This is a genomic window from Vibrio thalassae (assembly GCF_900089835.1).
Classification (GTDB): Bacteria; Pseudomonadota; Gammaproteobacteria; order Enterobacterales; family Vibrionaceae; genus Vibrio; species Vibrio thalassae.
Genome location: NZ_OANU01000002.1, coordinates 14063 through 39490, shown reverse-complemented (window position 1 = coordinate 39490; position 25428 = coordinate 14063). Strand labels below are relative to the sequence as shown.

At 45.0% G+C, this 25428-nt stretch carries 18 protein-coding genes and 1 pseudogene; 12 read left to right on the top strand and 7 right to left on the bottom strand.

Annotation, left to right across the window (positions count from 1 at the left end):
- Positions 1 to 13: 13 nt before the first annotated feature.
- Both VTH8203_RS00170 and VTH8203_RS00165 read left to right on the top strand, forming a co-directional pair.
- Positions 14 to 3118, top strand: a complete 3105-nt coding sequence (locus VTH8203_RS00170) for a beta-galactosidase (protein ID WP_096991826.1) — start codon at positions 14 to 16, stop codon at positions 3116 to 3118.
- Positions 3119 to 3197: 79 nt separating this feature from the next.
- A complete protein-coding gene (locus VTH8203_RS00165) occupies positions 3198 to 4283 on the top strand; it encodes an ABC transporter ATP-binding protein (RefSeq protein WP_096991825.1) in 1086 nt (361 codons plus the stop codon).
- 54 nt (positions 4284 to 4337) lie between these two features.
- Here the strand turns inward: VTH8203_RS00165 and VTH8203_RS00160 are convergent, their stop codons facing one another.
- Positions 4338 to 5681 (bottom strand): MATE family efflux transporter, encoded by a 1344-nt coding sequence (locus VTH8203_RS00160; RefSeq protein ID WP_096991824.1) that lies wholly within the window; start codon positions 5679 to 5681, stop codon positions 4338 to 4340.
- 379 nt (positions 5682 to 6060) lie between these two features.
- Here VTH8203_RS00160 and VTH8203_RS00155 point away from each other — a divergent pair.
- From VTH8203_RS00155 to galM, 6 genes and pseudogenes are all read left to right on the top strand, one after another.
- Positions 6061 to 7029: pseudogene (locus VTH8203_RS00155) on the top strand (ATP-binding cassette domain-containing protein); the annotation flags it as partial.
- A gap of 10 nt (positions 7030 to 7039) precedes the next feature.
- Entirely contained in the window at positions 7040 to 8047 is a 1008-nt protein-coding gene (mglC, locus tag VTH8203_RS00150) for a galactose/methyl galactoside ABC transporter permease MglC (RefSeq protein ID WP_096991823.1), read from the top strand.
- A 303-nt stretch (positions 8048 to 8350) separates the two neighbouring features.
- Complete coding sequence (galE, locus tag VTH8203_RS00145) at positions 8351 to 9370, top strand: UDP-glucose 4-epimerase GalE (RefSeq protein ID WP_096991822.1); 1020 nt, start codon at positions 8351 to 8353, stop codon at positions 9368 to 9370.
- 52 nt (positions 9371 to 9422) lie between these two features.
- On the top strand, positions 9423 to 10475 hold the full coding sequence (gene galT, locus VTH8203_RS00140; RefSeq protein ID WP_096991821.1) for a galactose-1-phosphate uridylyltransferase: 1053 nt from the start codon (positions 9423 to 9425) through the stop codon (positions 10473 to 10475).
- A 77-nt stretch (positions 10476 to 10552) separates the two neighbouring features.
- Positions 10553 to 11710: a galactokinase gene (gene galK, locus VTH8203_RS00135; protein WP_096991820.1), complete on the top strand. Its 1158-nt coding sequence runs from the start codon at positions 10553 to 10555 to the stop codon at positions 11708 to 11710.
- On the top strand, positions 11707 to 12780 hold the full coding sequence (galM, locus tag VTH8203_RS00130; protein ID WP_096991819.1) for a galactose-1-epimerase: 1074 nt from the start codon (positions 11707 to 11709) through the stop codon (positions 12778 to 12780). The genes galK and galM overlap by 4 nt, the downstream gene beginning before the upstream one ends.
- A gap of 52 nt (positions 12781 to 12832) precedes the next feature.
- Here galM and VTH8203_RS00125 read toward each other — a convergent pair whose 3' ends face one another.
- Positions 12833 to 13849 (bottom strand): LacI family DNA-binding transcriptional regulator, encoded by a 1017-nt coding sequence (locus VTH8203_RS00125; protein ID WP_096991818.1) that lies wholly within the window; start codon positions 13847 to 13849, stop codon positions 12833 to 12835.
- Between the two features lie 218 nt (positions 13850 to 14067).
- On the opposite strand from VTH8203_RS00125, the gene VTH8203_RS00120 reads away from it, so the two are divergent.
- Complete coding sequence (locus VTH8203_RS00120) at positions 14068 to 15138, top strand: cellulase family glycosylhydrolase (RefSeq protein ID WP_006071919.1); 1071 nt, start codon at positions 14068 to 14070, stop codon at positions 15136 to 15138.
- 69 nt (positions 15139 to 15207) lie between these two features.
- Positions 15208 to 16593: an MFS transporter gene (locus VTH8203_RS00115; RefSeq protein WP_096991817.1), complete on the top strand. Its 1386-nt coding sequence runs from the start codon at positions 15208 to 15210 to the stop codon at positions 16591 to 16593.
- A gap of 62 nt (positions 16594 to 16655) precedes the next feature.
- Here VTH8203_RS00115 and VTH8203_RS00110 read toward each other — a convergent pair whose 3' ends face one another.
- Complete coding sequence (locus tag VTH8203_RS00110) at positions 16656 to 17657, bottom strand: substrate-binding domain-containing protein (RefSeq protein ID WP_096991816.1); 1002 nt, start codon at positions 17655 to 17657, stop codon at positions 16656 to 16658.
- A gap of 229 nt (positions 17658 to 17886) precedes the next feature.
- Positions 17887 to 19779 carry a PTS fructose transporter subunit IIABC gene (locus tag VTH8203_RS00105; RefSeq protein WP_096991815.1) on the bottom strand — a complete coding sequence of 631 codons (1893 nt, stop codon included), beginning with the start codon at positions 19777 to 19779 and terminating at the stop codon, positions 17887 to 17889.
- A 430-nt stretch (positions 19780 to 20209) separates the two neighbouring features.
- Between VTH8203_RS00105 and VTH8203_RS00100 the strand changes: the two genes are divergently transcribed.
- Positions 20210 to 21040, top strand: coding sequence for a helix-turn-helix transcriptional regulator (locus tag VTH8203_RS00100; RefSeq protein WP_006071913.1), 831 nt, complete (start codon positions 20210 to 20212; stop codon positions 21038 to 21040).
- On the opposite strand, the gene VTH8203_RS00095 is transcribed toward VTH8203_RS00100, so the two are convergent.
- The gene (locus tag VTH8203_RS00095; protein WP_096991814.1) at positions 21035 to 21829 is read right to left on the bottom strand and encodes a PTS sugar transporter subunit IIA; all 795 of its coding nucleotides are present in this window, start codon (positions 21827 to 21829) and stop codon (positions 21035 to 21037) included. The genes VTH8203_RS00100 and VTH8203_RS00095 overlap by 6 nt on opposite strands.
- Before the next feature lie 2 nt (positions 21830 to 21831).
- The gene (locus VTH8203_RS00090) at positions 21832 to 22143 is read right to left on the bottom strand and encodes a PTS fructose transporter subunit IIB (RefSeq protein WP_096991813.1); all 312 of its coding nucleotides are present in this window, start codon (positions 22141 to 22143) and stop codon (positions 21832 to 21834) included.
- A 256-nt stretch (positions 22144 to 22399) separates the two neighbouring features.
- Between VTH8203_RS00090 and VTH8203_RS00085 the strand changes: the two genes are divergently transcribed.
- Positions 22400 to 23584, top strand: a complete 1185-nt coding sequence (locus VTH8203_RS00085) for an NnrS family protein (protein WP_096991812.1) — start codon at positions 22400 to 22402, stop codon at positions 23582 to 23584.
- A gap of 69 nt (positions 23585 to 23653) precedes the next feature.
- Here VTH8203_RS00085 and asnB read toward each other — a convergent pair whose 3' ends face one another.
- Positions 23654 to 25318 (bottom strand): asparagine synthase B, encoded by a 1665-nt coding sequence (gene asnB, locus VTH8203_RS00080; RefSeq protein WP_096991811.1) that lies wholly within the window; start codon positions 25316 to 25318, stop codon positions 23654 to 23656.
- Positions 25319 to 25428 lie beyond the last annotated feature (110 nt).

The window sequence follows — 25428 nt, the reverse complement described above, 5'->3', positions numbered from 1 at the left end:
TGAGATGTTTAGAATGAGAACTTTCGATCAAGTAATTTCCGCGAGAGAGTGGGAAAACCAGCATGTAACGCACCATAACGTTCTGGACGCACATGCGCCGCTTAATGCGTTTCACAGTGAACTGGCAGCAAAAGACAACCTACCGTCTGAGAATATGCGCTCACTAAACGGTGAATGGAAATTTAAGCTGTTCTCTCAGCCAGAGCAAGTAGACGCGTCGTGTGTTGAAACAACGTTTGACGACAGTCAGTGGGATGCGATTCAAGTACCAAGCAACTGGCAATTACAAGGCTTTGATAAGCCCATCTATACCAATGTGAAGTATCCTTTTGCTGATACGCCACCTTTTGTGCCTCAAGAAAACCCAACGGGTTTATACCGAGTGTCATTTACGGTTGACAGCATTAAAGCGGATGAGCGTCATTCTGTGACGTTTGATGGCGTTAACTCAGCATTCCACCTCTGGTGTAATGGTGTTTGGATTGGTTACTCCCAAGACAGTCGACTAGCGGCAGAATTTGATTTGACTGATGTACTGGTGGCAGGCGAGAACCAGTTGTCAGTCATGGTATTGCGTTGGTCTGATGGTTCTTATTTAGAAGACCAAGATATGTGGTGGTTGAGTGGCATTTTCCGCAACGTCACTCTACGTACGAAGCCAACGATGGCTATTGCTGATGTACAGATCAATACCGAGCTTGATGCGTGCTATCGCGATGCAGTACTGAAAGTGACAACCAAACTTACTGAGAAGCCTTCGCCATATAGCGTCAATATTGAACTATTTGATGACTTGGGTAACAGCGTTTTTGGACGTAAGTCTGCCTTGTGTGGTCAGCGTATTATCGATGAGAAAGGCCCATGGCAAGAAATCGCAGAACATCAGGTTACTATTGAGAATCCGAAAAAGTGGAGCGCGGAAGAGCCAAATCTCTACCGTCTAGTCGTTTCTCTCAATGATCAAGACGGTCAACTGGTGGATTGCGAAGCCTACAATGTTGGTTTCCGCACGGTTGAGATCACAGATGGTCAGTTGAAAGTAAACGGTAAAGCACTGTTAGTCCGTGGTGTTAACCGTCACGAGCATCATCCAGAAATGGGTCATACCATGACTCGTGAGTGCATGATTGAAGACATTAAGTTGCTAAAACAGTACAACTTCAACGCAGTTCGCACGGCGCATTATCCTAATGATCCTCTGTGGTATGAATTGTGTGACGAATATGGCTTGTATCTTGTTGATGAAGCAAACATTGAAACTCACGGCCAATTCCCTATGTGTCGTCTATCCGACGATGTAACTTGGATGAACGCCTACATGCGTCGCATGACTCGTTTAGTTGAGCGCGACAAGAACCATCCATCTATCATTATTTGGTCTTTAGGTAATGAGTCTGGAATTGGCAACAACCACCATGCCATGTATCAATGGACCAAGCTTCGTGACCCGTCACGTCCAGTACAGTATGAAGGTGGCGGCTCTGATACCGCTGCAACCGATATTATTGTGCCAATGTATGCGCGTGTCGATAGTGATCAGCGTCATCACATTGATCCAACAGTAACGCCAAAACTTGCCATCAAAAAATGGCTTGGAATGCCAGGCGAAGAGCGTCCACTTATCCTTTGTGAATACGCCCACGCAATGGGTAACAGCTTAGGCAGCTTTGATAAATATTGGGACACCTTCCGTGAGTACCCTCGTTTACAAGGCGGTTTCATATGGGATTGGGTTGACCAAGGTCTGACGAAAACAGATGAAAATGGCACTCAGTATTGGGCCTATGGTGGTGATTTTGGGGATGACATTAATGACAGACAGTTCTGTATTAACGGTTTAATTTTCCCTGACCGTACTGTGCATCCAACGTCGTTTGAAGCGAAGAAAGCCCAGCAGTTCCACCAAATTACTCTACGCTCGACTGAACCTGTCGTGATTAGAGTGGAAAGTGAGTACTTATTTACCTCACCAAGTGATGAGAAACTTAACTGGACCATCACTGAAGATGGTATCACGGTTGGACAAGGGTCAACCGAGTTGGCTATTGCTCCAGAAGGGCACCTAGATATTCAGTTAGCAGAGGCATTGCCAGAAGCGAAACTGGGTTGCGATTATCATCTAAATATTGAGATCGTGAAAACATCGGCAACGCCATGGTCTGATGTTGGCCACCTAGTGTCGGCTGAGCAAATTACGTTACCAGCGAAGTTTGGCCTAGCGCCAAAACTAAGCAACGACTCGGGCCTGCCAAATGTGGCTGTCAATGGTGACGCGCTGGTATTGACAGCGAGCGAACAAACCATGGCATTTGATAGCGCTACAGGTTACCTCACCTCGTGGTTAGTTGATGGGCAAGAGTCGCTGTTGCAAGCACCAAAAGATAACTTCTATCGTGCTCCTTTGGATAATGATATTGGCACCAGCGAATCTGACCGAGTCGATCCAACCACATGGTTAGCACGCTGGGATGCAGCGGGTCTGCCATCACTGACGGCTGAATGCATTGGCTTTGAACACTTTTCACGAGGCAAATTCTACGAAGTGGAATCTCACTACGCGCATACGTTCGAAGGTCAATTGGTGTTCGAAACATTATGGACTTACCAAATTTTCAATGATGGTGAAGTCAATATTGATGTGAAGGTCAACGCCGCGAAAGGCTTGCCATCCTTACCTCGTGTAGGTATGGAGTTAGCGCTTGCTAACAATATTGATTCTGTGAGTTGGTATGGCCGTGGTCCTTTTGAGAACTACAGTGATAGAAAGCTAGCGGCACACGTAGGTCGTTATCAAGTGTCTATTGAAGAGATGCACACACCCTATATCTTCCCAACGGATTGTGGTTTGCGTTCGGATGTTAAGCAGAGCCAAATCGGTGCACTTTCGATTAATGGTGAGCATCATCTGTCTGTTAGTCGTTACAGCACGGCAGTGATGAAAGCGGCGAAGCACACTAACGAGTTGGTCGACAGCGGTAAACTGTTCGTTCGTATCGATGGTTTCCATATGGGCGTTGGTGGTGATGATTCATGGACACCAAGTGTTCACGAAGAATTCAAATTGCTGGCAGAGCAATACCGTTATCAAGTGACACTGCGCATGACGGCGCAAGCATAACGTTTCATTACTCAAAAGATTGAATGTCGCTTGCTCGGCGTGTGCTTAGCAAGCGAACCTGAAGAATTAAGGATACAACATGGCAGATATTAAACTTTCCAACGTAGTGAAACGCTATGGTAATTCAACCGTGATCCACGGTGTGGATCTTGATATCAAAAAAGGTGAGTTCGTTGTTTTTGTCGGCCCGTCTGGTTGCGGTAAATCGACGCTGCTTCGTTTGATTGCAGGTCTAGAAGAGATTACTGACGGTGTCCTAGAAATTGATAATACAGTGGTTAACCATGTCGATCCTGCAGAGCGCGGTATCGCGATGGTATTCCAGTCTTATGCTCTATATCCACACCTAACGGTTGAGGAGAATATGGGCTTTGGGATGAAGATGAATGGCTTCCCTAAAGACGAAATTAAAATGCGAGTGGACCGAGCAGCAAAAGCGTTGCAACTTGACCATCTAATGGATCGTAAACCAAAAGATATGTCAGGAGGTCAGCGTCAGCGTGTGGCTATTGGGCGTGCGATTGTTCGTGATCCAAAAGTATTCTTGTTTGACGAGCCTCTATCAAACCTTGATGCCGAACTGCGTGTAGACATGCGCTTGCAAATTGCCAGTTTGCACCGCGAGCTTGATACCACGATGATCTACGTTACCCACGATCAGGTAGAGGCGATGACCCTAGCTGATAAGATTGTCGTATTACGTGATGGTCAAGTAGAGCAAGTGGGTTCTCCGCTTGAGCTCTACAACAGTCCAGCTAACGAGTTTGTAGCTGGTTTTATCGGTTCGCCAAAGATGAACATGCTACCTGCACACGTTACGAGTGTTGGTGATGATAGCATTACCATTTCATTACCAGATGAGCAGTCTATTAAGGTCAAGGTGGATACGTCTAAAGTAAAAGTAGGCGATAAGGTGAGCTTTGGTCTGCGTCCTGAGCATATTGCTTTGGATAACTCTGGTGAGCAGAAGCTTCATTTCTCAACACAAGCAGTAGAGCGCTTGGGGAACAGCACATACCTGTTTGGTATGGTAGCGGGCTTTGATAACTATCGAGTGCACGTTTCAGGTGACTTTGAAGTTGTTCGTGGTGATGAGTTGGATCTGAGTTTCAATGTAGAAGATTGCCATATCTTCTTAGATTCACTTTGTATTTCGAACATCTAACTAAAATGGGCTAGCAATCGCTAGCCCATTTTTCTATCTGCTACTTTTTATCTGCTACGTCAAGGCGAAGCGTGTCCATACTTTAGAGCGCCAGCGTCGAATCATTACGATACCGCGAACCCACTCATCCATACCGATAGCAATCCAAGCGCCTATTACGCCATAGCCCCAATGAATGCCAAGCAGATAGGCAAACAGAACCGCAATACCCCACATGCTCAAGATCCCCATTTTTACAGGGAACTTGATATCGCCAGCGCCTTTGAGTGCGGCGATGAATATTAAGTTGGATACGCGTCCAGACTCGACAAATATTGATCCGCCAATAAGCAGTGCCACTAAAACAACAATTTCGCTATCTTGTGTGAACAGATCAATCAATGGATAACGGAACAGAAACAGCAGTACAACAATACCAGTCGATGCGATTAGGCCAACTAAGTAGTATTTTTGAACTCGGCCTAAGATGTCATCGATCCAGCCTTTACCGATAAAGTAGCTGGCCTGAATTTGTCCGGCTTGCCCAAGAGCTAATGCAAAAGCAAACGACACGCGAGTGATGTTCTGTGCGTAAGTGTAAGCGGCAAGGGAAGAGGTTCCCATCTGCACCACGAAATATACGATGGTCATTTGCGCCATGTTGTAAGAGAGAATTTCTCCGGCGTTCATGGCACCGATCTTCATAATCTTTTTGTACAGTGCTTTAGGGATCTCGCGCCATTGGTTAAATGGCAGCTCAATGTGTTTTTTACGAACGACCCAGATCATCAATAAGGTACCGATCACTTGGCTGACAACTGTCGCAGTTGCAACGCCACTAACGCCAAAGACTGGCAACCCAAATGGTTGGTACAGCGCGACATAGTTACCGGCAATATTAATCACCCCAGCGATGAGGTTGATGACCATAGGGGAGCGTGAGTAACCATGACTACGCAATATTGTAGTAAGCACTATGCCTATGGTGACATTGAACGTCATGGAGCCGCTGATGATCAGGTATTCGTAACCAAAGGCTGCTACTTGATCTTCAAGACCAAATAGCGCGATAAAATGTTCCGCCCCTAAAAACAGTGACAGACTGAGAACGCCACCGACCACTACCGCTAACAGGATACTGGCAACACCAGTTTGTGCAGACTCGCTGAATTTGGATGCGCCGTTGTATTGAGCGATAAGTATTCCTGTACCACTGCTTACCATCATGGAAATAACAATCAAGAAGAAAGTAATTTGGGTAATAACACCAACAGCGGATACCGCTAAGTCGGAGTACCCACTGAGCATAAACACATCCGTGGTATTAAGTGCGGTTCTTAGCAAAACTTCGATAAAGATAGGCCAAGTCAACGCTACGATATTCATTCGTTTGTTGAGCGCTGAAGCGTTTTCAGACATTCGATTTACGCCTAATTAAATAGAGGAGCTGATTAAAGGGGCGGCAAGTGTACTCTCAAATAGAGTAAACGCAATACCACTAGTAAAGGTAGGGGATAGTTTGACATATTTTGAACTATTGTAAACGTTCTCATAGATGATCGAGAATGCGTAAGAATTACAGTAGCAAAATTCGGTAAAAAAGGAGACCAAGATCTCGATGTTATACTATGAAACGTTTAGAGAGCTTGTTTTTACATGATGCGTTAGCCATTTCAAACGAATTAAACAACTCGTTACAGATATTGTTACGTTTGTAAATTCTTTTAACTTCCTCACATTAATTGTTCATTTTATCACTACACTCTGGGTTAAACGTTTTCACTCTGAATGCAATTTAGTCAACCACCTTTTCACCATCATTAAGAAGCTCAAAGACAAAGGGTGTGGCGTTGTTTATATTTCTCACAAAATGGAAGAGATCTTCGCGATTTGCGATGACATCACCATTCTTCGTGATGGGCAATGGGTCGACACACGTCCACTTGAGGGTCTTACTATGGACTCGATCATTTCTATGATGGTGGGTCGTGAACTGACGCAGCGATTCCCAGAAAAAAGCAATGTACCGAAAGAAACCATTCTTGAGGTTCAACATCTCACAGCACTTAATCAACCATCGATACAAGATGTTTCATTTGAACTTAAAGCCGGTGAAATCCTAGGGGTTGCGGGCTTGGTGGGGTCAAAACGGACCGATATTGTTGAAACGATTTTTGGTGTTCGAGAGCGTAGTGAAGGCAAAATTTTGCTAAATGGCAAAGAGATGCGTAACCGCGATGCACACGAGGCTATCAACAATGGCTTTGCTTTGGTTACCGAAGAACGTCGCTCGACAGGTATCTACGGAAACCTTGATATTACCTTTAACTCTCTAGTGGCGAATGTTGAGGAATACAAAACCAAGTCTGGTTTGCTTAGCAATAAGAAAATGAAGAGTGATACTCAGTGGGTGATTGATTCCATGAGCGTGAAAACGCCGGGTCATGAAACTGCCATTGGGTCGCTGTCTGGTGGTAACCAACAAAAGGTCATCATTGGTCGTTGGTTGTTAACTCAGCCGGAAATTCTCATGCTTGATGAACCAACTCGTGGTATCGATGTGGGTGCGAAGTTCGAAATCTATCAACTTATTTTAGAGTTAGCGAAGAAGAACAAAGGCATCATCATTATCTCTTCAGAAATGCCGGAGCTATTGGGTATCACCGACCGAATTCTTGTGATGAGTAACGGTCGTGCTGCTGGTGTCGTCGAGACGAAGAATACTACTCAGACTGAAATTTTAGAGCTGGCCTCTCGTTACCTCTAGGAAAAATACTATGGACTCAGTAAAAACATTTGCACTAAAGCACCTCAAAGAAGGGGCTATTTATGCGGTTCTTTTTATCTTGTTAGCGGTAATCGTGATTCAAGAGCCGTCTTTCTTAAGTTTACGTAACTTCAGTAACATCCTGACGCAATCGTCAGTGCGTGTCATTATTGCTCTTGGCGTAGCCGGTTTGATTGTGACTCAGGGTACGGACCTTTCTGCGGGCCGTCAGGTTGGTTTAGCAGCGGTGGTCTCCGCGACGTTACTGCAATCCGTTGATAATGTGAACAAGGTTTTCCCAAGCATTGGTGAAGTGCCGATTCTAGCGGTTATCCTTGTTGTCTGTGCTATCGGTGCCATCATTGGTTTAGTGAACGGTATCATCGTTGCTTACCTCAAAGTAACACCATTTATCGCTACTCTAGGTACGATGATCATCGTTTATGGTATTAACTCTCTTTACTACGATTCTGTAGGTGCATCACCGATTGCAGGCTTCGATGAGCGCTTTTCTGTGTTCACGCAAGGCTTTATACGGATGGGCGATTTTAGGTTCTCCTATATAACCTTCTACGCCATTATTGCTATCGTCTTTATGTGGGTTCTATGGAATAAGACCGTATTTGGTAAAAATATCTTCGCAGTGGGTGGTAACCCAGAAGCGGCTAAGGTATCGGGTGTTAACGTGCCAATGACACTCTTGAAGGTGTACGCGCTATCGGGTGTTTTCTATGCCTTCGGCGGTATGCTAGAAGCGGGGCGTATCGGTAGTGCAACCAACAACCTTGGTTTCCTATACGAACTTGACGCCATTGCTGCCTGTGTGGTTGGTGGTGTCTCGTTTGCGGGTGGTGTTGGTAGTATTGCAGGGGTTGTGACCGGTGTTCTTATCTTCACTGTTATCAACTATGGTATGACCTACATTGGTGTCAGCCCCTACTGGCAGTACATCATCAAAGGTTCCATCATTATCTTCGCTGTTGCGCTCGACTCAATGAAATACGCGAACAAGAAGTAACTCTAACAAGGCGTCCAACATGGACGCCTTTTTTCTTTTCTATCCGTCATTGTTGGTTATGTTTTGTGTAATCGTTTAACCAACACGCTACCTCTCCTTGATCCTATTTAAAGGTGCAATAACGCGATGCTGGTCATTTAAAATGCTATATTTTTATGGAGCTTGTGTAAGCGTTTACACTTTTTTGCGCTTGATCACAGAACGATAGGAGTGGCTATTGCTACAATTCCCTCAGTTTGAAAATAACGAGCGTATTCACGTAATAACTCGCTCAATGTTCAGAGTTAAATCTAGGAGTGCAATGTGAAAGTACTAGTGACGGGCGGAATGGGCTACATCGGCAGCCATACCTGCGTTCAAATGTTGGAAAGTGGTATCGAACCTATCATCATCGATAATTTGTGTAACGCTAATCAAGCAGTGCTAGCACGTATTGAAGCATTGACTGGTCAAGCTCCGACTTTCTATCAGGGCGACATCCGCGATGAAGCGTTACTTGACCGCATTTTCGAGGAGAATGAGATCCAGTCGGTGATTCACTTTGCAGGTTTAAAAGCAGTAGGCGAATCAGTGGCTAAGCCTATCGAGTATTACGACAATAATGTGAATGGCACCTTGGTACTGGCTCGTGCAATGAAAACAGCGGGTGTTAAGAGCATTATTTTCAGCTCCTCTGCAACAGTGTATGGCGATCCAGAAGTGGTACCCATCACGGAAACCTCTCCTGTTGGTAATACGACGAATCCATACGGAACCAGTAAGTTCATGGTTGAGCGCTGCTTAAGTGATGTTTTCACATCCGATAATGAGTGGAGCATTACCTTACTGCGTTATTTCAATCCTGTCGGCGCGCATCCATCAGGCACGATGGGTGAAGATCCTAAAGGCATTCCTAACAATCTAATGCCATTTATTGCTCAAGTCGCAGTTGGCCGACGCGATAAGTTAGCTGTGTTTGGTAATGATTACCCTACGCCAGACGGTACGGGCGTTCGCGACTATATCCACGTTATGGATTTGGCAGATGGTCACATTGCCGCGTTAAAAGCGGTCGGTCTTAAGTCTGGATTGCATATCTACAACCTTGGCACAGGAAAAGGCAGCAGTGTTCTTGAAATGGTGGATGCATTTGCAACGGCTTGTGGTAAGCCAATTCCTTATGAACTGCAACCGCGCCGTCCAGGTGATATTGCAGAGTGTTGGGCAAGCACAGCAAAAGCCGAAGCAGATTTAAACTGGAAAGCGACACGTACATTGCAAGACATGACCGCTGATTCATGGCATTGGCAGTCAAATAACCCGAATGGTTACGACAGCGAATAAATCGCGTCGTTCTTCCAACAGATGATAACAATTTAACTATTGAGTAAGCACTATGTCGAGCATTGAATTTAACCCAGTCGACCATCCACATCGCCGTTATAACCCACTTACCGGACAGTGGATTTTGGTATCACCACACCGTGCAAAGCGCCCTTGGAGTGGTCAAAACGAAGAAGTGTCTCACGTCCAATTACCAACGTATGACGAGAAGTGCTTTTTATGTCCGACCAATGAGCGCATTTCTGGTGATGTAAACCCAGATTATCAAGGCACATACGTGTTCAGTAACGACTTTGCGGCTTTGATGCCTGATTCTCCGGATGCGCCTGAGTCTGACAATCCGTTATTTAAAACTCAAGGGGTACGTGGCTTAAGTCGCGTGATCTGCTTCTCTCCTGATCACAGCAAAACACTTCCAGAGCTTAGCCCTCAAGAGCTGCGTTGCGTTGTGGATACGTGGAATGAGCAAATTGAAGAATTAGGGAAAGACTATCTTTGGGTTCAAGCGTTTGAAAACAAAGGTGAAGCAATGGGCTGTTCACAGCCACATCCACATGGCCAAATCTGGGCCAACAGCTTCCTACCAAATGAAATTGAGCGAAAAGATCGCTTGATGCGTGAGTACTATCAGCAGCAAGGCTCTAATCTGCTGGTGGATTATGTCAGCGCAGAAATGAAAGATGGCGCACGTACAGTGGTAGAAACAGAACACTGGCTTGCGGTGGTTCCATATTGGGCTGCGTGGCCATTCGAAACGATGTTGCTTCCAAAAACACACGTTCGCCGTATGAGCGAACTCTCTGAAGCGCAAAAAGACGACTTGGCGGTTGCAATTAAGAAACTAACGTCTCGTTACGACAACTTATTTGAGTGCTCATTCCCTTACTCAATGGGATGGCATTATGCACCCTTCTTTGATGAAGGTGAAAGCACAGAGCATTGGCAGCTGCACGCCATTTTCTATCCACCACTACTACGCTCAGCAACGATTCGTAAGTTTATGGTGGGTTATGAAATGTTGGCCGAATCACAACGTGATCTAACCGCAGAACAAGCCGCAGAACGTCTAAGAGCATTAAGTGACGTTCATTACAAACAACAATAATTTAAGAATTTGATGTGGTTGCGTGCTGTGAATATAAGCGGTACGTACAGAAACATCAGGTATTGAGAGACCAAAATATGAAAGACCTAATCCAAAGCGTAGCAAACTCTTTTGAACGTGTACTTGGTTACCAACCAACACATTTCATTCAGGCACCAGGGCGTGTAAACCTTATTGGTGAGCATACCGACTATAATGATGGTTTTGTCCTACCATGTGCTATTAACTATCAAACCGTTGTCGCAGCCGCTAAGCGTGACGATAACCTCATTCGAGTGGTGTCTGTCGATTACCAAGACGCGACTGACGAGTTTGATATCACTCAAGAGATTACGTTCCAACAAGATAAAATGTGGGCCAACTACATTCGTGGTGTCGTTAAGTTCTTAATGGCTCGCGGTTATCAAATTGGTGGTGCAGACATTTCTGTTTCTGGCAACGTACCACAAGGTGCTGGCCTGAGCTCTTCAGCCGCACTAGAAGTGGTCATCGGTCAAACATTTAAAACACTTTATGAGTTAGAGATTTCACAAGCGGAAATTGCGCTCGATGGTCAGCAAGCGGAAAATGAGTTTGTTGGTTGTAATTGCGGCATTATGGACCAGCTGATTTCGGCTGAAGGTCAAGCGAACCATGCGCTACTTATTGATTGCCGCAGCCTAGAAACTCAAGCGGTTTCGATGCCAGAAGATATGGCGGTTGTCATTATCAACTCCAACAAAAAACGTGGTCTAGTTGACAGTGAATACAACACTCGCCGCGAGCAGTGTGAAGAAGCGGCGCGTATTTTTGGTGTCAAAGCGCTACGTGACGTAACTATTGAGCAGTTCAACGCGCGAGTTTCTGAGTTGGATGAAGTGGTTGCTAAACGTGCTCGTCACGTTATCACTGAGAACGACCGTACTGTCGAAGCAGCGAAAGCACTCCGCACTGGCGATATGAAACGTTTAGGTGAACTTATGGCACAGTCTCATGCATCAATGCGTGATGACTTTGAAATCACAGTGAAAGAGATCGATACCATTGTAGATATCGTCAAAGCGGTCATTGGTGACCAAGGCGGTGTGCGTATGACGGGTGGTGGATTTGGTGGTTGTATCGTTGCGTTGATTCCACCAACGCTAGTGGAAGCGGTCACCAATGCAATTGCAGAACAATACGAAGCTGCGACAGGTCTAAAAGAATCGATCTATGTATGCCAAGCAAAAGATGGCGCAGGGGCGGTCTCACAATGATCAGTACTAATGAGCGCTTGAGCGCTATGAATGATGCTATGACAGAAGTAGCATCATTCGATGGAGAGCCAGCTAAGGTACTACACCTTAAAAATGCCTCAGGCATGACGGCCTCTTTTATGGATATAGGAGCAACGTGGTTGAGTTGCTCACTCCCTTTGTCATACGAACAGCGCGAAGTGTTATTGCGTTCACCTAATATGGCAGAACACATGCGACAAGGGGCTTATTTTGGTTCAGTGGTGGGGAGGTACGCCAATCGGATTGATAAAGGGCAATTCGAGATAGGTGGCACGTCGTATCAAGTCACTTGTAATAATGGCGAAAACGCTTTGCATGGGGGTGTAGAGGGTTTTGATAAGCGTCGTTGGAGTATCGACTCGCACACTGAATCAACTCTTGTTATGTCATTACTGTCGGAAGATGGTGATCAAGGTTTCCCTGGTACGGCTAAGGTTCAAGTTGAATACCAGCTAACTGACGATAATGCGTTGATGATTACTTATCAGGCGTCTTGCGATAAGACAACGCCGATGAACTTGACCAATCATGCGTATTTCAACCTAGCTGGCGAATCTAGCACGGCGAAGAGCACGGATCACAAACTGCAAATGTTTGCTGATGCCTATCTACCTACTAGAGAGGATTTGATCCCTCTTGGTGAGCTAAAACCGGTAGAGGGAACCAGCTTTGACTTCACAGTGCTGAAGCAAGTGGGTCGAGATTTTTTGTCGGAGCAGGACCAAATCACAGCAGGTGGTTACGATCATGCGTTTGTGTTTGACGCCAAGCTCACCGATGGCTGCGCTGTGGTAGCGATATTGGAATCCCCTGGGCAAGATGTCTTGATGGAAGTCCTGACCACCAAGCCTGCAGTACAATTCTATTCGGGTAATTTCCTTGATGGCACACCTGGCTTAAGCCGCACTTACGATAAACTTGATGGTTTAGCTCTCGAGACCCAGTTCTTCCCTGATGGGCCAAATCGCCCAGAGTGGGGGAGCAGCAATGGTGTACTTGAAGTAGGAGAAAACTACCAACATCAAACCACCTATCGTTTCAAGTTTTAATGTATTGGTGAAGTAACTTGCCTAGTAAAAAGTGAGCAGCTGCTCACTTTTTTTATGCCTTGGTGGAAGAGGCACGAACAATCAGTTCGCCTTCGACTTTTCGTATTTGCGACAGCAACGGCTGTTCTTGGATTTGTGCAAGGATATTATCTACAGCCAGCCTACCCATGTCAGCGTAAGGCAGTTCAATAGAAGAAAGTGCAGGGAAGCTCTCTGAGGCAATTTGTTGGTTGTCATAACCAACAACGGCAATGTCTTTAGGGATTTTTAATTGACGTTCAGCAATCGCTTGGTAACAGCCCATCGCCATATAATCACTACTACAAAATATAGCTTCGGGCGGAATAGCCAAATCCAGTAAACGATTTGTTTGCTCGTAAGCTTCTTTGAGGGACCAGTTGGCCTCTAAGACGTAATCCTCGTTAGGAATAATATCCGCATCAATAAGCGCTTGTCTGTAGCCATCAATACGTTGTGTCGATGCATACATCCAACTCTCTCCAGCTAACATAGCAATTCGTCTGTAGCCTTGATTCGTTAGGTGCTTGATGGCTTTATAAGCTCCGATCATATCTGCTGGTAGGATGGATGGCGTGTTTTGCTGATCGCTCATGATGCAATTGAGCAAAACCGTCGGTAGGTGAGTTTGTACTCTTTGCGTTGAAAGCTCACGTGTCATGCTCGATGCATAAATAAGTCCCGCATAATCACCGTTATTGATCTCTGTTTCTATTTTATTGGCGAGTATTTCATCGTGATTGTAGCTAAAGGTAATCAGTAGATAGTCGTTGTTCCACGCTTCTTCTCTCGCCGTATTGACAGCGTCTATGAAAGGATCGTAACTGGTTAGCCCATTGACGACCATAGCAATTTTCTTCGATCTTCCTAACGCGTGAGCGACCTTCTTGCTTTGATAGCCCAATTCTTTCGCAGTATCGAGAACTTTGCGCTTCGTTGCTTCTGAGATCTTTACCGTTTGAGAGCCATTGAGAACTAACGACACGGTAGGTTGTGATACGCCCGCTGCTGCAGCAATGTCACTCATAGTGATCTTTTTACTTTTCGTCATTTTGTCTCTGCCAATATTTTTATTAGCTATATATTAGCGAATTGCCTACTTAAATGCATCTTCGAAAGATCGCGATCACAGAATGCTTTAATGATCCTCTAGTAGATGTGACGCATAACACGTATTCATTGCTTTTGTCTTTAATTGCAATTATTAGTAAATATATTAGATAATAATATTAGTTAAGTTATTAATCTTATTAATTCAAGGTGAGTAAGATGCAAAGATGGTCTGAAGAGAAAGCGTGGCAATGGCAAGAGACCCATGGTTGGTTGCGTGGCTTTAATTATTTACCTCGTACTGCTGTGAACTGGACGGAAATGTGGCAGGCAAACACTTTTGACCCTGAGATCATGGAGCAAGAACTCGAGTGGGCGGCAAGCGTGGGGTATAACACGCTAAGGACCAATCTGCCGTTTATTGTGTGGCAAGTCGATCGTGAAGGTTTACATCAAAGGATTGACCGTTTCCTTGATATTTGTGAGCGAAACAAAATCAAAGTAATGATGACTCCAATGGATGATTGCGGTTTCTCTGGTGACCATCCATATCTTGGAGAGCAGAAGTTACCTGTACCAGAGCTTCACAATAGCCAAGCAGCAGCAAGTCCAGGCCGTAATGTTGTTATGGACAAGTCTCAATGGGGAGAGGTTGAAGCGTATATTCGTGACATTATCTCAACTTACAATACCGATGAACGCATCGTTATTTGGGATCTATATAACGAGCCAACTAACCGAATGATTTTTACCACCTCTGGTGAGCTTGCTTTCGATGAAGAGATGGAGCGTTATAGTCATGAATTGATGGAAAAAGCATTCCAGTGGGCGCGTGAAGAACAACCCGTACAACCTTTGACGGTTGGTGCTTGGCACGCTCCAAGTATTCTTGACCTATCTTTGCCTCTCTATGAACACCCAACAGACCTTAAAGCGATGGAGCTATCTGACATCATCACTTTCCATGCCTATTTGCCTCTTGAACAGTTCAAACAAGCTGTCGAAATCGTTAAACAACATAACCGACCAATGATGTGTACCGAATGGTTAGCGCGTCACGCTGAGTCACATCTTCTTGAACAGCTGCCAGTGTTTCAGGCGGAACAAATTGGTTGCTATCAATGGGGGCTAGTTAAGGGCAAAACACAAACCCACTTACCATGGCCTGAGATTAAGCGTAGTGATGAGAACTATGCGCAACGCTGGTTCCATGATCTGCTTAATGATGATGGCACACCCTATGACCCAAAGGAAGTTCACCTAATTCAATCGCTAGCAACATTGGACTGAGGCTAGTGTTCGCCAGTGGCTTAAAGAAGCAACTGGCTTTACTATAATAATTCTGGATGAGTACACATTATGACTACCCTACAAAACAAACTCTCGAATAAGGAACTGATGTCCTATTTTGGATATGGCGTAGGCCAATGCTTTAGCTTTGGTCTCGTGGGTTCCTTTATCCTCTACTTTTATACTGATATTTTGGGCATTTCTCCCATCGCGGCGAGTACCATATTTCTAATTGCTCGAGTGTGGGATGCGGTGAATGACCCTATCATCGCCGGATACATGGATACCTTAGAGTCTCGCTTTGGTAAATTCAGACCCTATATGTTGTTTACGCCAATACTTATCGTATTGGTGACTATTGCGTCGTTCTACAATATAGATGCCGATACATCTACAAAAGTAATGTACGCCGGTATCACCTATATTCTTTGGGGCACGTTATACACTATTTCGGATGTTCCATTTTGGTCGATGTCTTCTGTTATGACAGATGAACCACAAGAGCGTGCAAAAGCAGCAACATGCGCAATGCTAGGTGTTAATGCAGGTATTGGCGCAACACTGGTGCTATTTCCTAAACTGAGCGCTTGCTTTGCTGACGGCCGCGCGGACCAAGGTTATTTACCTGCAGTTATTGTCCTGATGGTGGCGGGTTTGCTGTTCATGTGGAATGGCTTCTATAACACCAAGGAACGAATTTCTACGGCGAGTGAGAAGGTTACACTTAAACAGACATTCCAAGCAGTGCGCAAGAATAAACCGTTGTTTTTTATTCTTGCTGCGTTCTTTATGAATGTGTTCTTTAACTTAGTTAATGGTCTGTATATTTTCTTCTTCACTTACAACATGGGTGATGCTGGACTAGTCTCACTGACCGGTATGATTACTTTAGTCAGTGCGATTGCTTGCTTAGCGACGCCAGTGTTAACGAAGCGCTTTAAGAAACGTGACATTTTTATCACGCTATGTGTATTAGAAATTATTGCACGTGTTGGTTTCTACATGACCGGTTACGATAACCCGACGGTTGTGATGTCATGGTTAGCCGTGATTACCGCTATCTTTATGATGACTAACCCCCTGATTTCAGCAATGATCGCTGACACCGTAGAGTATTCGTACTATCACAGTGGTAAGCGTACAGCGGCAATTACTTTCTCTGGTCAAACGTTTACTGGCAAATTATCTGTAGCGGTTGCTGGTGGGTTAACTGGCCTTATTTTAGCTTCGATAGGGTATGTACCTAATGCAGAGCAGACTGAGACTGCGCTTGATGGTATGTTCTTCTGTATTGCGTTATTGCCTGCACTAGGGGCGCTGATTCGAATCTTTATTATGTCGAAATACACGTTTACGGAAGATCAACATGCGATTCTTCGTGAAAAATTACAGCGTGGTGAGTTTGCTGAAGGCGTTAATGTTGAAACGGTTAAAGCACAGCAAGTAACAAACTAACGGATTGATAAACAAAAAACACGGCAAAAGCCGTGTTTTTTGTTTTTGTGATTGAGACCAAACTAGTTCTTACGTCCTACAGATGCTCGCTGTACTAATGTTGGTGAGTAAATCATTGGATCGGTTTCAACCGATTCACTTTTTGATAATGCCAAAGCGATTTGCGCTGCTTTTTCCGCCATCATTTGAATAGGGTAGCGGATCGTGGTGAGTTTTGGGTGAAGGTATTTGGCAATCAAACCATCATCAAAGCCGATAATGGACATTTGATTTGGCAAGGCATATTGGTTTTCTTCAAGCACTGATAGAGAACCCGCTGCCATATTATCGTTGTACGCCACCACAGCAGTAATTGGGAGTGATTTGGTTAGTAGGTTGGTCATGGCGATTTCGCCGCCATCACTGTCTGGAGAGCCGTATTCAATATAGCTGGCGGACAGCTTTATATTATTGGCTTTAAGGGCATCTCGATAGCCTTCTAGTCGCTGATCGACGTCTTCGATATTGTGTGAAGATGCTACACAAGCAATGTTGGTATGTCCGTTACGAATGAGATGCTCGGTCGCGATATAGGCTCCTTTATAGTTATCTAGCGAGATACAACGGCCAGGGAGTTGGGGAATGTCGCGATTAATGTAGACCAAGCCTTTTACTTCTTCAGCGTATTGAATGAGTTCTTCATCAGACAAGGCTTTGGAATGTATAACTAAGGCATCACAGCGGCTGTTGATGAGCAGTTCAATTGCTTTACGCTCTTCTTCAGCATCGTGATAGCCATTGCCCACTAAGATATGTTTTCCATGTTGGTGTGCAACTTTGTCTACGGCTTTCACCATAGTGCCAAAGAATGGGTCAGACACATCACTTACTAAAACACCTACAGTATTGGTACTTTGACTGACTAAAGCTCTCGCGTTTGCATTTGGGCGGTAGCCTAACTTTTTCATTGCGCTGGTGACGGATTCTATTGATGCCGCGCTTGCTTTTGGGGATTTGTTGATTACCCGGGAAACCGTTGCTACTGAAACGCCAGCTTCCTTTGCTACGTCTTTAATCGTTGCCATTTGAAACCTCTCATTCGATATGACTTTATTAGACTCCTATCGTGTAAATATCGCAATGTAAGTTTCACAAAGTTAGACATTTTGTGATGTGTAACGCCTTGTAGATATTGAACTTGATGCCGATGTAAACGTTTCGCACTTTGAGGGGGTTATATATCGTTCTAGAACAAAAAAAGCCCCGAGTCGGGGCTTCAAAGATAGGCGCAGGGGGCACCTTTAGGAGCTCGGGTTATGCAACAGCCATTTCTACTTTTGCTGCACGCATTTTCTTCAAGCTGATACAAACTAGTGCTGTCACAACCGTACCTGCTGCCATACAAACTAGAGCAAGCAGAGGTTTGTTCATTGCGCCAAGTAGAGCCACAACTGGACCACCGTGTGCCACGCTGTTAGTGATACCGAATGAGAACGCCATGACTGCCGCAACCATTGAACCAACGACGTTTGCAGGAATTACTGACATTGGGTCTTGTGCGGCAAATGGGATAGCACCTTCGGAGATACCAACTAGACCCATTGCACCTGCAGCTTTACCAGCTTCAAGTTCAGACTCTTCGAACAGGTTGAACTTACGGCCTAGCACTGTCGCTAGTCCCATACCGAGTGGCGCAACTGGGATAGCACATGCCATAGCACCCATGAATTGAGTTTGACCACTTGCAATCATGCCAACAGAGAATAGGAACGCTACTTTGTTGAATGGACCACCCATATCAAAGCCAGCCATGCCACCAAGTACGATACCGAGAAGAATAACACTACCTGTACTCATGCTGATAAGCATCGCATTCAAGCTGTCCATAAGGCTTGCAATTGGCGCGCCGATTACGAAGATGAACAGTGCTGAGATGAAGAGAGAGCCAGTAATAGGTGCAATCATAATCGGCACAAGTGGTTGAATAAACTTGTGATAGTTACGAGTTACAACCCATTTGACGAAGTAACCGACAAGTAGACCAGCAACGATAGCGCCGATAAAGCCTGTACCTGCCTCAGCACCATAGAATGAACCATTGTTTGCAATCCAGCCACCAATCAAGCCAGGGGCAAGTCCAGGGCGGTCGGCAATAGCGTAAGCAATATAACCGGATAGAACAGGAATCATTAGAGTGAACGCGACGACACCAACATCCAGTACTTTCTGCCACATGCTGCCTTCAGGGATAGCCATGCCAGCTTCGCTAGGTTGACCACCCACCGCAAGAGCCAAAGCAATCAAGAGACCACCAGTTACAACAAACGGGATCATGTGTGATACGCCGTTCATCAAGTAACGGTATAAGTCAGAACGCTTCGAAGAGTTGTCTTCCGACTTAGCGGCTTTAGCATCAGCAACAAACTCAGGCGCTTCAAGCGCTTGGTTGATAACAGCTTTTGCATCGCTGATAGGGGCTTTAACGCCAGTTTCGATCAGTTTTTTACCCGCGAAGCGATTCATATCCACTTGCTTGTCTGATGCGACGATGATGGCATCAGCGCGAGCAATTTCATCAGCACTTGGTGAATTTTTCACGCCGATTGAGCCATTAGTTTCTACCTTGATTTGATAACCAAGCTCGGCTGCGCCTTTTTCTAATGCTTCTGCTGCAAGGTAAGTATGTGCGACGCCTGTTGGGCAGCCTGTTACGCCGATGAGAAAGCCTTTGTTTGCTTCCAGCTGATTAGCTGGTGCTTCAGATTTAGCCAGCAGCAACTCTAACGCTTGCTGCTCCGTTTCTGCCTTTAGGAAATTCTCAATAAAACCACCTTCAATTAGTTTGGAAGATAATTCAGCAAGCACTTCAATATGATGATCAGAGCCGCCATCTGGAGAGGCGATCATGAAAAAGAGTTTTGACGGTTGACCATCTTCAGCGCCGTAGTCGATCCCAGATTGACTAACACCAATCGCAACGGCTGGTTCAACAACCGCCTTACTTTTCGCGTGCGGTAGCGCAACACCATCTTCAAATCCGGTATTGCCAATTTCTTCACGAGCATAGATATCGGTTAGGAATTGTGCTTTATCGCTAATTCTGCCTTGAGCATGGAGCAACTGCGCCATTTCTGCGAATACTTCGTCCTTGCTCGTTGCTTTTAGATTTAAGCAGATCAGTTTTTCATTAATGAGATCCGTAATCATAATGATTGTCCTATTGACCATTGTAGGTGGAGGTTGGACTACACGATTTCTCATTTACAACATACTGGCATCCCAGTAGTGGGGTGACCGATTCGCTGAGAAGTGATGTAGTCATTCGATAGGATAATTATCGGTGGGTTTGGCAAGAAATTTTAGAGCACCATAAAGGCTTTTACTGGATTATTGTACCTATGAAATTTTAATGTGAACTGGCTCAATATTTAATATAACCCATTTCTGGTAAGTGAAATGTATTAAACTTTTTATTTATCATGAGCTTATTTATTTGTTTCTACTTGTTATTATTGTCGCAATTGTCATTATGTTAGACTTGGCTAGAGCTTTGTAACCTCATGAGTGTCGCAGAAATGCATGACGCAGCTCACGAAAAGAGCTCATATTTCTATTTGGTCGCTGGAGAAATTCGCCAATGTTCCACAATTTAATTGAAACGTTAATTGCCGAAAGGGAGCATTTCAACCGAATCTGGTTTGCTGCCGATCAGCTCACGCCACCACCGTTTAGCTATCAAGTTAATTTCCCAAGGCTTGAGTTGGTAATTAGTGGAGAGTATGAGAATGAACTTGAAGATCCTGAACAGGGTATATCCTCAATCAAGGTATTATCGGGTGATGCGTTGTACATTCCTCCGAACTGCTGGAACAAACCAAATTGGCAAGGGGACTGCTCAGTATTAAGTTTGCTGTTTGGGAAGCGCCAACTAGGCTTTAGCTTGGTGAGTAAGAGACAGGGTGAAACTGGGTTTTACGATATCCAAAAGCACAGTGTGCAAACACGTACGGGTCATGCCATTGACCATATTCTCGAGGCGCTCAATGCGATAGCAAGAGAGCCGAAGAAGTCCCCAATGGATGAGCACTTGCTGATGGCGCTACTTTCCTATAGTCAGTCTATGGTGTCAGAACCATCAGATAATTTACGAAGTGGCGACCTGTATCAGGGTATCTGTATTTACATTCAGGAGAATTTCCACCGCACTATTACTCGCAGTAGTATTGCGAAGCGATTTCATATTAGTCCTAATCACCTATCGAGGCTGTTCCGTCAGCAAGGACACATGACTTTAGCGGACTACATCACGTGGGTGAGAATGGAACGCGCGAAGTTTATGCTGAAAAAATACGACTTTAAGCTACAGGAAGTGGCAACACGCTGTGGGTATCAAGATGTGAATTACTTTTTTAGAGTATTTAAGTCAAGAACGGGGCAAACGCCAAGCGAGTACCGGCAGGTATTATAAGGCATTTGCCCGTTGACCTTTGACCAGCTGATGAATCAATATCGCTTTTATTGCTTCTGGCTCTCTACTGGTGGTCAGCAGGTGACAAAACTCCTCATCCAATAGCGATTTGGTGAGATGAGTAAAACTCACTAATAGCGAGCGCTCCGGAGGGGAGGGGAGTATTAGGGCGATAACCAAGGTTACTGGTCCTAGTTTAGGCGCCTGCCAATCGACAGGCTTCTCGCACTTAATGACGGCCAACGATGCTTTATCTACATCGCTAGTGAGTATATGTGGCAAGGCGATCATTTTACCCGTTGCAGTTGACGAATACTGTTCTCGTTTCAGCAAGTTCTGTGTCATCTCTGTGGTGTTAACTTGGGTAGTCAGTTGAGCGACTTGCTCAAGAATGGCGGTTTTATCGTTGCTGCTGTCACGAGCAAAATGGTAGTCGATTTCAAATGGTAACCGGAAGGTGCTTAATCCTCTCAATAACGATAGATTAGCGCGCTTATTGGAGCGATGAGCCGTATTCACCAACATAAAGTGTTCAGCAATAAAGTCCATCAAGACCATACACGCAAGCTCAGCATCTGAGCCTTCAATGTGCAGCTGGCAGAGGTCATCTTGTTTGCCTGCTAATGAAAGAATACGCAGTGGATGCTCTATATTAGCACTATCCCAGCAGGTTAAATTATGCAGAATCACCACTGAGCGAAACATGTTACTCAGTGTTTTTAATCGATTGATTTTCCATCCAGAAAACCCGTCTTCCGGTAGGACAAAGGTGATTCTACGTTCTATCAAGGTTAACCTCTAACAAGCCCCATGCAACGCTGTACAACCGAATCAACATCAGTTAGAACCTCTTCGATTGTGACGCAGTGTATTTTACTACCCGTAAATCGAGCTCGGTGCTCAACTTCAATATCGGAAGCAATGAGGACAAGATCGGCGTTAGCGATATCTTGGGTGCTCAGTTGTCCTTCAATACCCATTGCACCTTGGGTCTCTACTTTGATGCCGATATTTTCTTTTTGAGCCGCTTTTCGAATAGCGTCAGCTGCCATATACGTATGAGCAATACCAGTTGGGCAAGCCGTGACCGCAACCATTTTCATTGTCTATTCTCTATATTATCAACCAGAATAAAGTGAGCGTTAGAGTACTAATTTGTCATTGATTCGTATAGCAAAGAGATCAAATTTCGGATGATTTAAATTGAACCTATATGAGTCATAATGACTTGTATTTTATCTATGTCCATTTGACTTTATTTTAAGTGATTTGGACTCGTGGTGCCCGAAATATGGGGCCTTTGTTACTTGGTATGATTTGTGCACTTACACAAATGTATGTCATTTTAAGTGAGTCGTTATGCTAAATATTACTGATAAAAAGGTTGAAGAGAAGATACCAGCTTGGCTTCGTCTTGGTTTTCGTCCTTTTTTCTTACTCGGAAGCGTTTATGCCATCTTTGCGGTGTTGGCCTGGGTCATCATGTTCCAAAAAGGTCAGCCTGAAGCGTTGCAAGTCCCCGCGTTATGGTGGCATGCCCATGAAATGATATTCGGTTTTGCGATGGCAATCGTGGTCGGTTTTGTCCTAACAGCAGTGCAGACATGGACCGGAGTTAACGGAACTAAGCATTATCGCCTATTATTGCTCGTTACACTGTGGGGGCTAACACGTGTTTTGTTTTGGACACCAGCACCGTTGTGGTTGACGTCTAGTATTGAGTCTCTGTTCATCTTGCTAGCCGCATACGAAGTAGGTTTTAGGGTTTACCAGTCAAAAGGCTGGAAGAACTTGTTTTTTGTGCCTTTGTTTTTGTTAGCTATTTTTGCCAACTTTGCCAGTTATGCCACCGTTAAAGGAATGCCTCCATTTAGTTCAAGTGCGGTATGGGGCGCGATGATCTGGTGGTTCACTATCCTGATCTCAGTAATGGGCGGTAGAGTGATTCCGTTTTTCTCTTCGCGCCGATTCCAGTTTGATAAACCCCAGCCATTATTTTGGCTGGAGTGGCCAGCGACGCTGCCTCTGATGGGGTTATTCGTGTTGAGTTTCTTCCCATTATCATTTGCTGTACTGGGTAAACCGCTTATGCTGATTGCAGGGCTGTTTCAGTTGGTACGTTGGTTGCGTTGGAAGCCTTGGCTGACATTCTCTGAACCTTTAGTTTGGTCATTAATGCTGACTTATTTATGTCTGCCATTAAGCTTGTTGTACCGAGGAATGCTGAATGATGATTTTGCATCACACGCTATGCTGCACTTGTTTGCGGTAGGCGCGTTAGGTGGTGTGGTTTTATCTATGATCAGTCGCGTAACGATGGGGCATACTGGTCGTGCTATCTATAAGGGCCCTAATATAACATGGGCATTTGTTGCTATTATCGTTGCTGCGGTCATTCGTAGTATTGGGGTGGCGGTCTGGCCACAGCACATGTTCCTGATGATTGATATTAGTGCGGGGCTTTGGGCCTTTGCGTTCGGTATGTACGTATACCACTTTGGCAAAATGCTACTCACTCCAAGAGTGGATGGTCACCCGGGCTAACGCCAATTTAGTGTTAAAATAAAAAACCAGCCTTGAGGCTGGTTTTTTTGGACTAGGCTAACGATGACGTTAGTAAGAGTCGTTGTGAACTGCTTGTACCGCTCGACCTGAAGGGTCAACACAGTTTTGGAAAGACTCATCCCATTCGATTGCTTTTGCAGAAGAGCACGCTACCGAAGGACCACCAGGAACACATTGGGCCGCAGACTCAAGTGGGAATAGCTCTTCGAAGATTTCACGGTATGCGTAACCTTCTTTCGTTGTTGGCGTGTTATATGGGAAGCGGAATGCTGCGGTTTCCATTTGTTGATCGGTAACTTTCGCTTCAGCCACTTCTTTTAGCGTATCAATCCAGCTGTAACCTACACCGTCAGAGAACTGCTCTTTTTGACGCCATGCGATTGACTCTGGGAGGTAGTGTTCAAAACACTCACGCAGGATGTGTTTTTCCATCTTACCGTTGCCGCACATCTTGTCTTCAGGGTTTAAGCGCATTGCCACATCGATAAACTCTTTATCTAAGAAAGGTACACGGCCTTCAACGCCCCATGCTGCAAGTGATTTGTTGGCGCGTGCACAGTCGAACATGTTCAATGCAAGCAGCTTACGAACCGTTTCTTCGTGGAACTCTTTCGCGTTTGGCGCTTTGTGGAAATACAGGTAGCCACCAAAGATTTCGTCAGCCCCTTCACCAGAAAGAACCATCTTAATACCCATTGCTTTGATCTTACGTCCCATTAGGAACATAGGCGTTGAAGCACGGATTGTGGTGACGTCATACGTTTCGATGTGGTAGATAACATCGCGAATCGCATCCAAACCTTCTTGAATGGTATAGGTCATCTCGTGGTGAACGGTACCGATTTGGTCGGCCACTTCACGAGCGGCTTTGAGATCTGGAGCGCCTTCGAGGCCAACCGCAAATGAGTGAAGTTGAGGCCACCATGCCGCTGACTTTTCATCGTCTTCAATACGCATCGCTGCGAAACGTTTTGCAACGGCAGAAGTGATAGAGGAGTCAAGACCACCTGAAAGTAGTACGCCATAAGGTACGTCTGTCATTAGCTGACGTTTTACCGCCGCTTCTAGTGCTTCAGTCAGATCTTCTTTGCTTGTACTGTTGCCTTGTACTGCTGCGTATTCATTCCAGTCACGAATATAGTAACGCTGAGGCTCTACATCTTTAGAGCCATAGTAACTGCCAGGAGGGAACTCACTTATGGTCTTACATACAGGAACCAGTGCTTTCATTTCTGACGCAACATAGTAGTTACCGTGTTCGTCGTAGCCTTGGTATAGCGGAATGATACCAATATGGTCTCGGCCAATAAGATACTCATCTTTCTCTTCATCATAAAGGACGAAAGCGAAAATGCCGTTTAGTTCTTCTAGTAGGTCTGCGCCCATGTCTTGGTATAGCGCTAGAATGACTTCGCAATCTGAGTCAGTTTGGAACTCATATTTGCCTTCATAGCGAGCACGAATTTCTTTGTGGTTGTAGATTTCACCATTAACAGCAAGGATGTGTTTTTTATCTTGGCTGTAAAGTGGTTGAGCACCACTATTAAGGCCAACGATAGCTAAGCGCTCATGCGCAAGAATTGCTTTGTCTGAAGCATAGATACCAGACCAATCTGGTCCACGATGACGGAGCTTTTTAGACATCTCTAATGCGACCGAACGCAGCGCGGCTGCATCACTTTTTATGTCTAAAATGCCAAATACTGAACACATACAACTTCCTTTTAGATGAAATTTAACGCTGTTGAGTTCAATTTGCCATCTGCTCAAAAAAAAGCAACCGTGATGAACGAAAAAGATGATAAAAGTGATGTTTGATTAAA

Bases quoted from the DNA above. Each gene is read 5' to 3' on its own strand.
- VTH8203_RS00170 (WP_096991826.1), top strand. From the start codon at position 14: ATGAGAACTTTCGATCAAGTAATTTCCGCGAGAGAGTGGGAAAACCAG.
- mglC (WP_096991823.1), top strand. From the start codon at position 7,040: ATGGACTCAGTAAAAACATTTGCACTAAAGCACCTCAAAGAAGGGGCT.
- galT (WP_096991821.1), top strand. From the start codon at position 9,423: ATGTCGAGCATTGAATTTAACCCAGTCGACCATCCACATCGCCGTTAT.
- VTH8203_RS00110 (WP_096991816.1), bottom strand. From the start codon at position 17,657: ATGGCAACGATTAAAGACGTAGCAAAGGAAGCTGGCGTTTCAGTAGCA.
- VTH8203_RS00100 (WP_006071913.1), top strand. From the start codon at position 20,210: ATGTTCCACAATTTAATTGAAACGTTAATTGCCGAAAGGGAGCATTTC.
- VTH8203_RS00125 (WP_096991818.1), bottom strand. From the start codon at position 13,849: ATGACGAAAAGTAAAAAGATCACTATGAGTGACATTGCTGCAGCAGCG.
- VTH8203_RS00115 (WP_096991817.1), top strand. From the start codon at position 15,208: ATGACTACCCTACAAAACAAACTCTCGAATAAGGAACTGATGTCCTAT.
- VTH8203_RS00160 (WP_096991824.1), bottom strand. From the start codon at position 5,681: ATGTCTGAAAACGCTTCAGCGCTCAACAAACGAATGAATATCGTAGCG.
- asnB (WP_096991811.1), bottom strand. From the start codon at position 25,318: ATGTGTTCAGTATTTGGCATTTTAGACATAAAAAGTGATGCAGCCGCG.
- VTH8203_RS00120 (WP_006071919.1), top strand. From the start codon at position 14,068: ATGCAAAGATGGTCTGAAGAGAAAGCGTGGCAATGGCAAGAGACCCAT.
- galK (WP_096991820.1), top strand. From the start codon at position 10,553: ATGAAAGACCTAATCCAAAGCGTAGCAAACTCTTTTGAACGTGTACTT.
- VTH8203_RS00165 (WP_096991825.1), top strand. From the start codon at position 3,198: ATGGCAGATATTAAACTTTCCAACGTAGTGAAACGCTATGGTAATTCA.
- VTH8203_RS00105 (WP_096991815.1), bottom strand. From the start codon at position 19,779: ATGATTACGGATCTCATTAATGAAAAACTGATCTGCTTAAATCTAAAA.
- VTH8203_RS00085 (WP_096991812.1), top strand. From the start codon at position 22,400: ATGCTAAATATTACTGATAAAAAGGTTGAAGAGAAGATACCAGCTTGG.
- galM (WP_096991819.1), top strand. From the start codon at position 11,707: ATGATCAGTACTAATGAGCGCTTGAGCGCTATGAATGATGCTATGACA.
- VTH8203_RS00090 (WP_096991813.1), bottom strand. From the start codon at position 22,143: ATGAAAATGGTTGCGGTCACGGCTTGCCCAACTGGTATTGCTCATACG.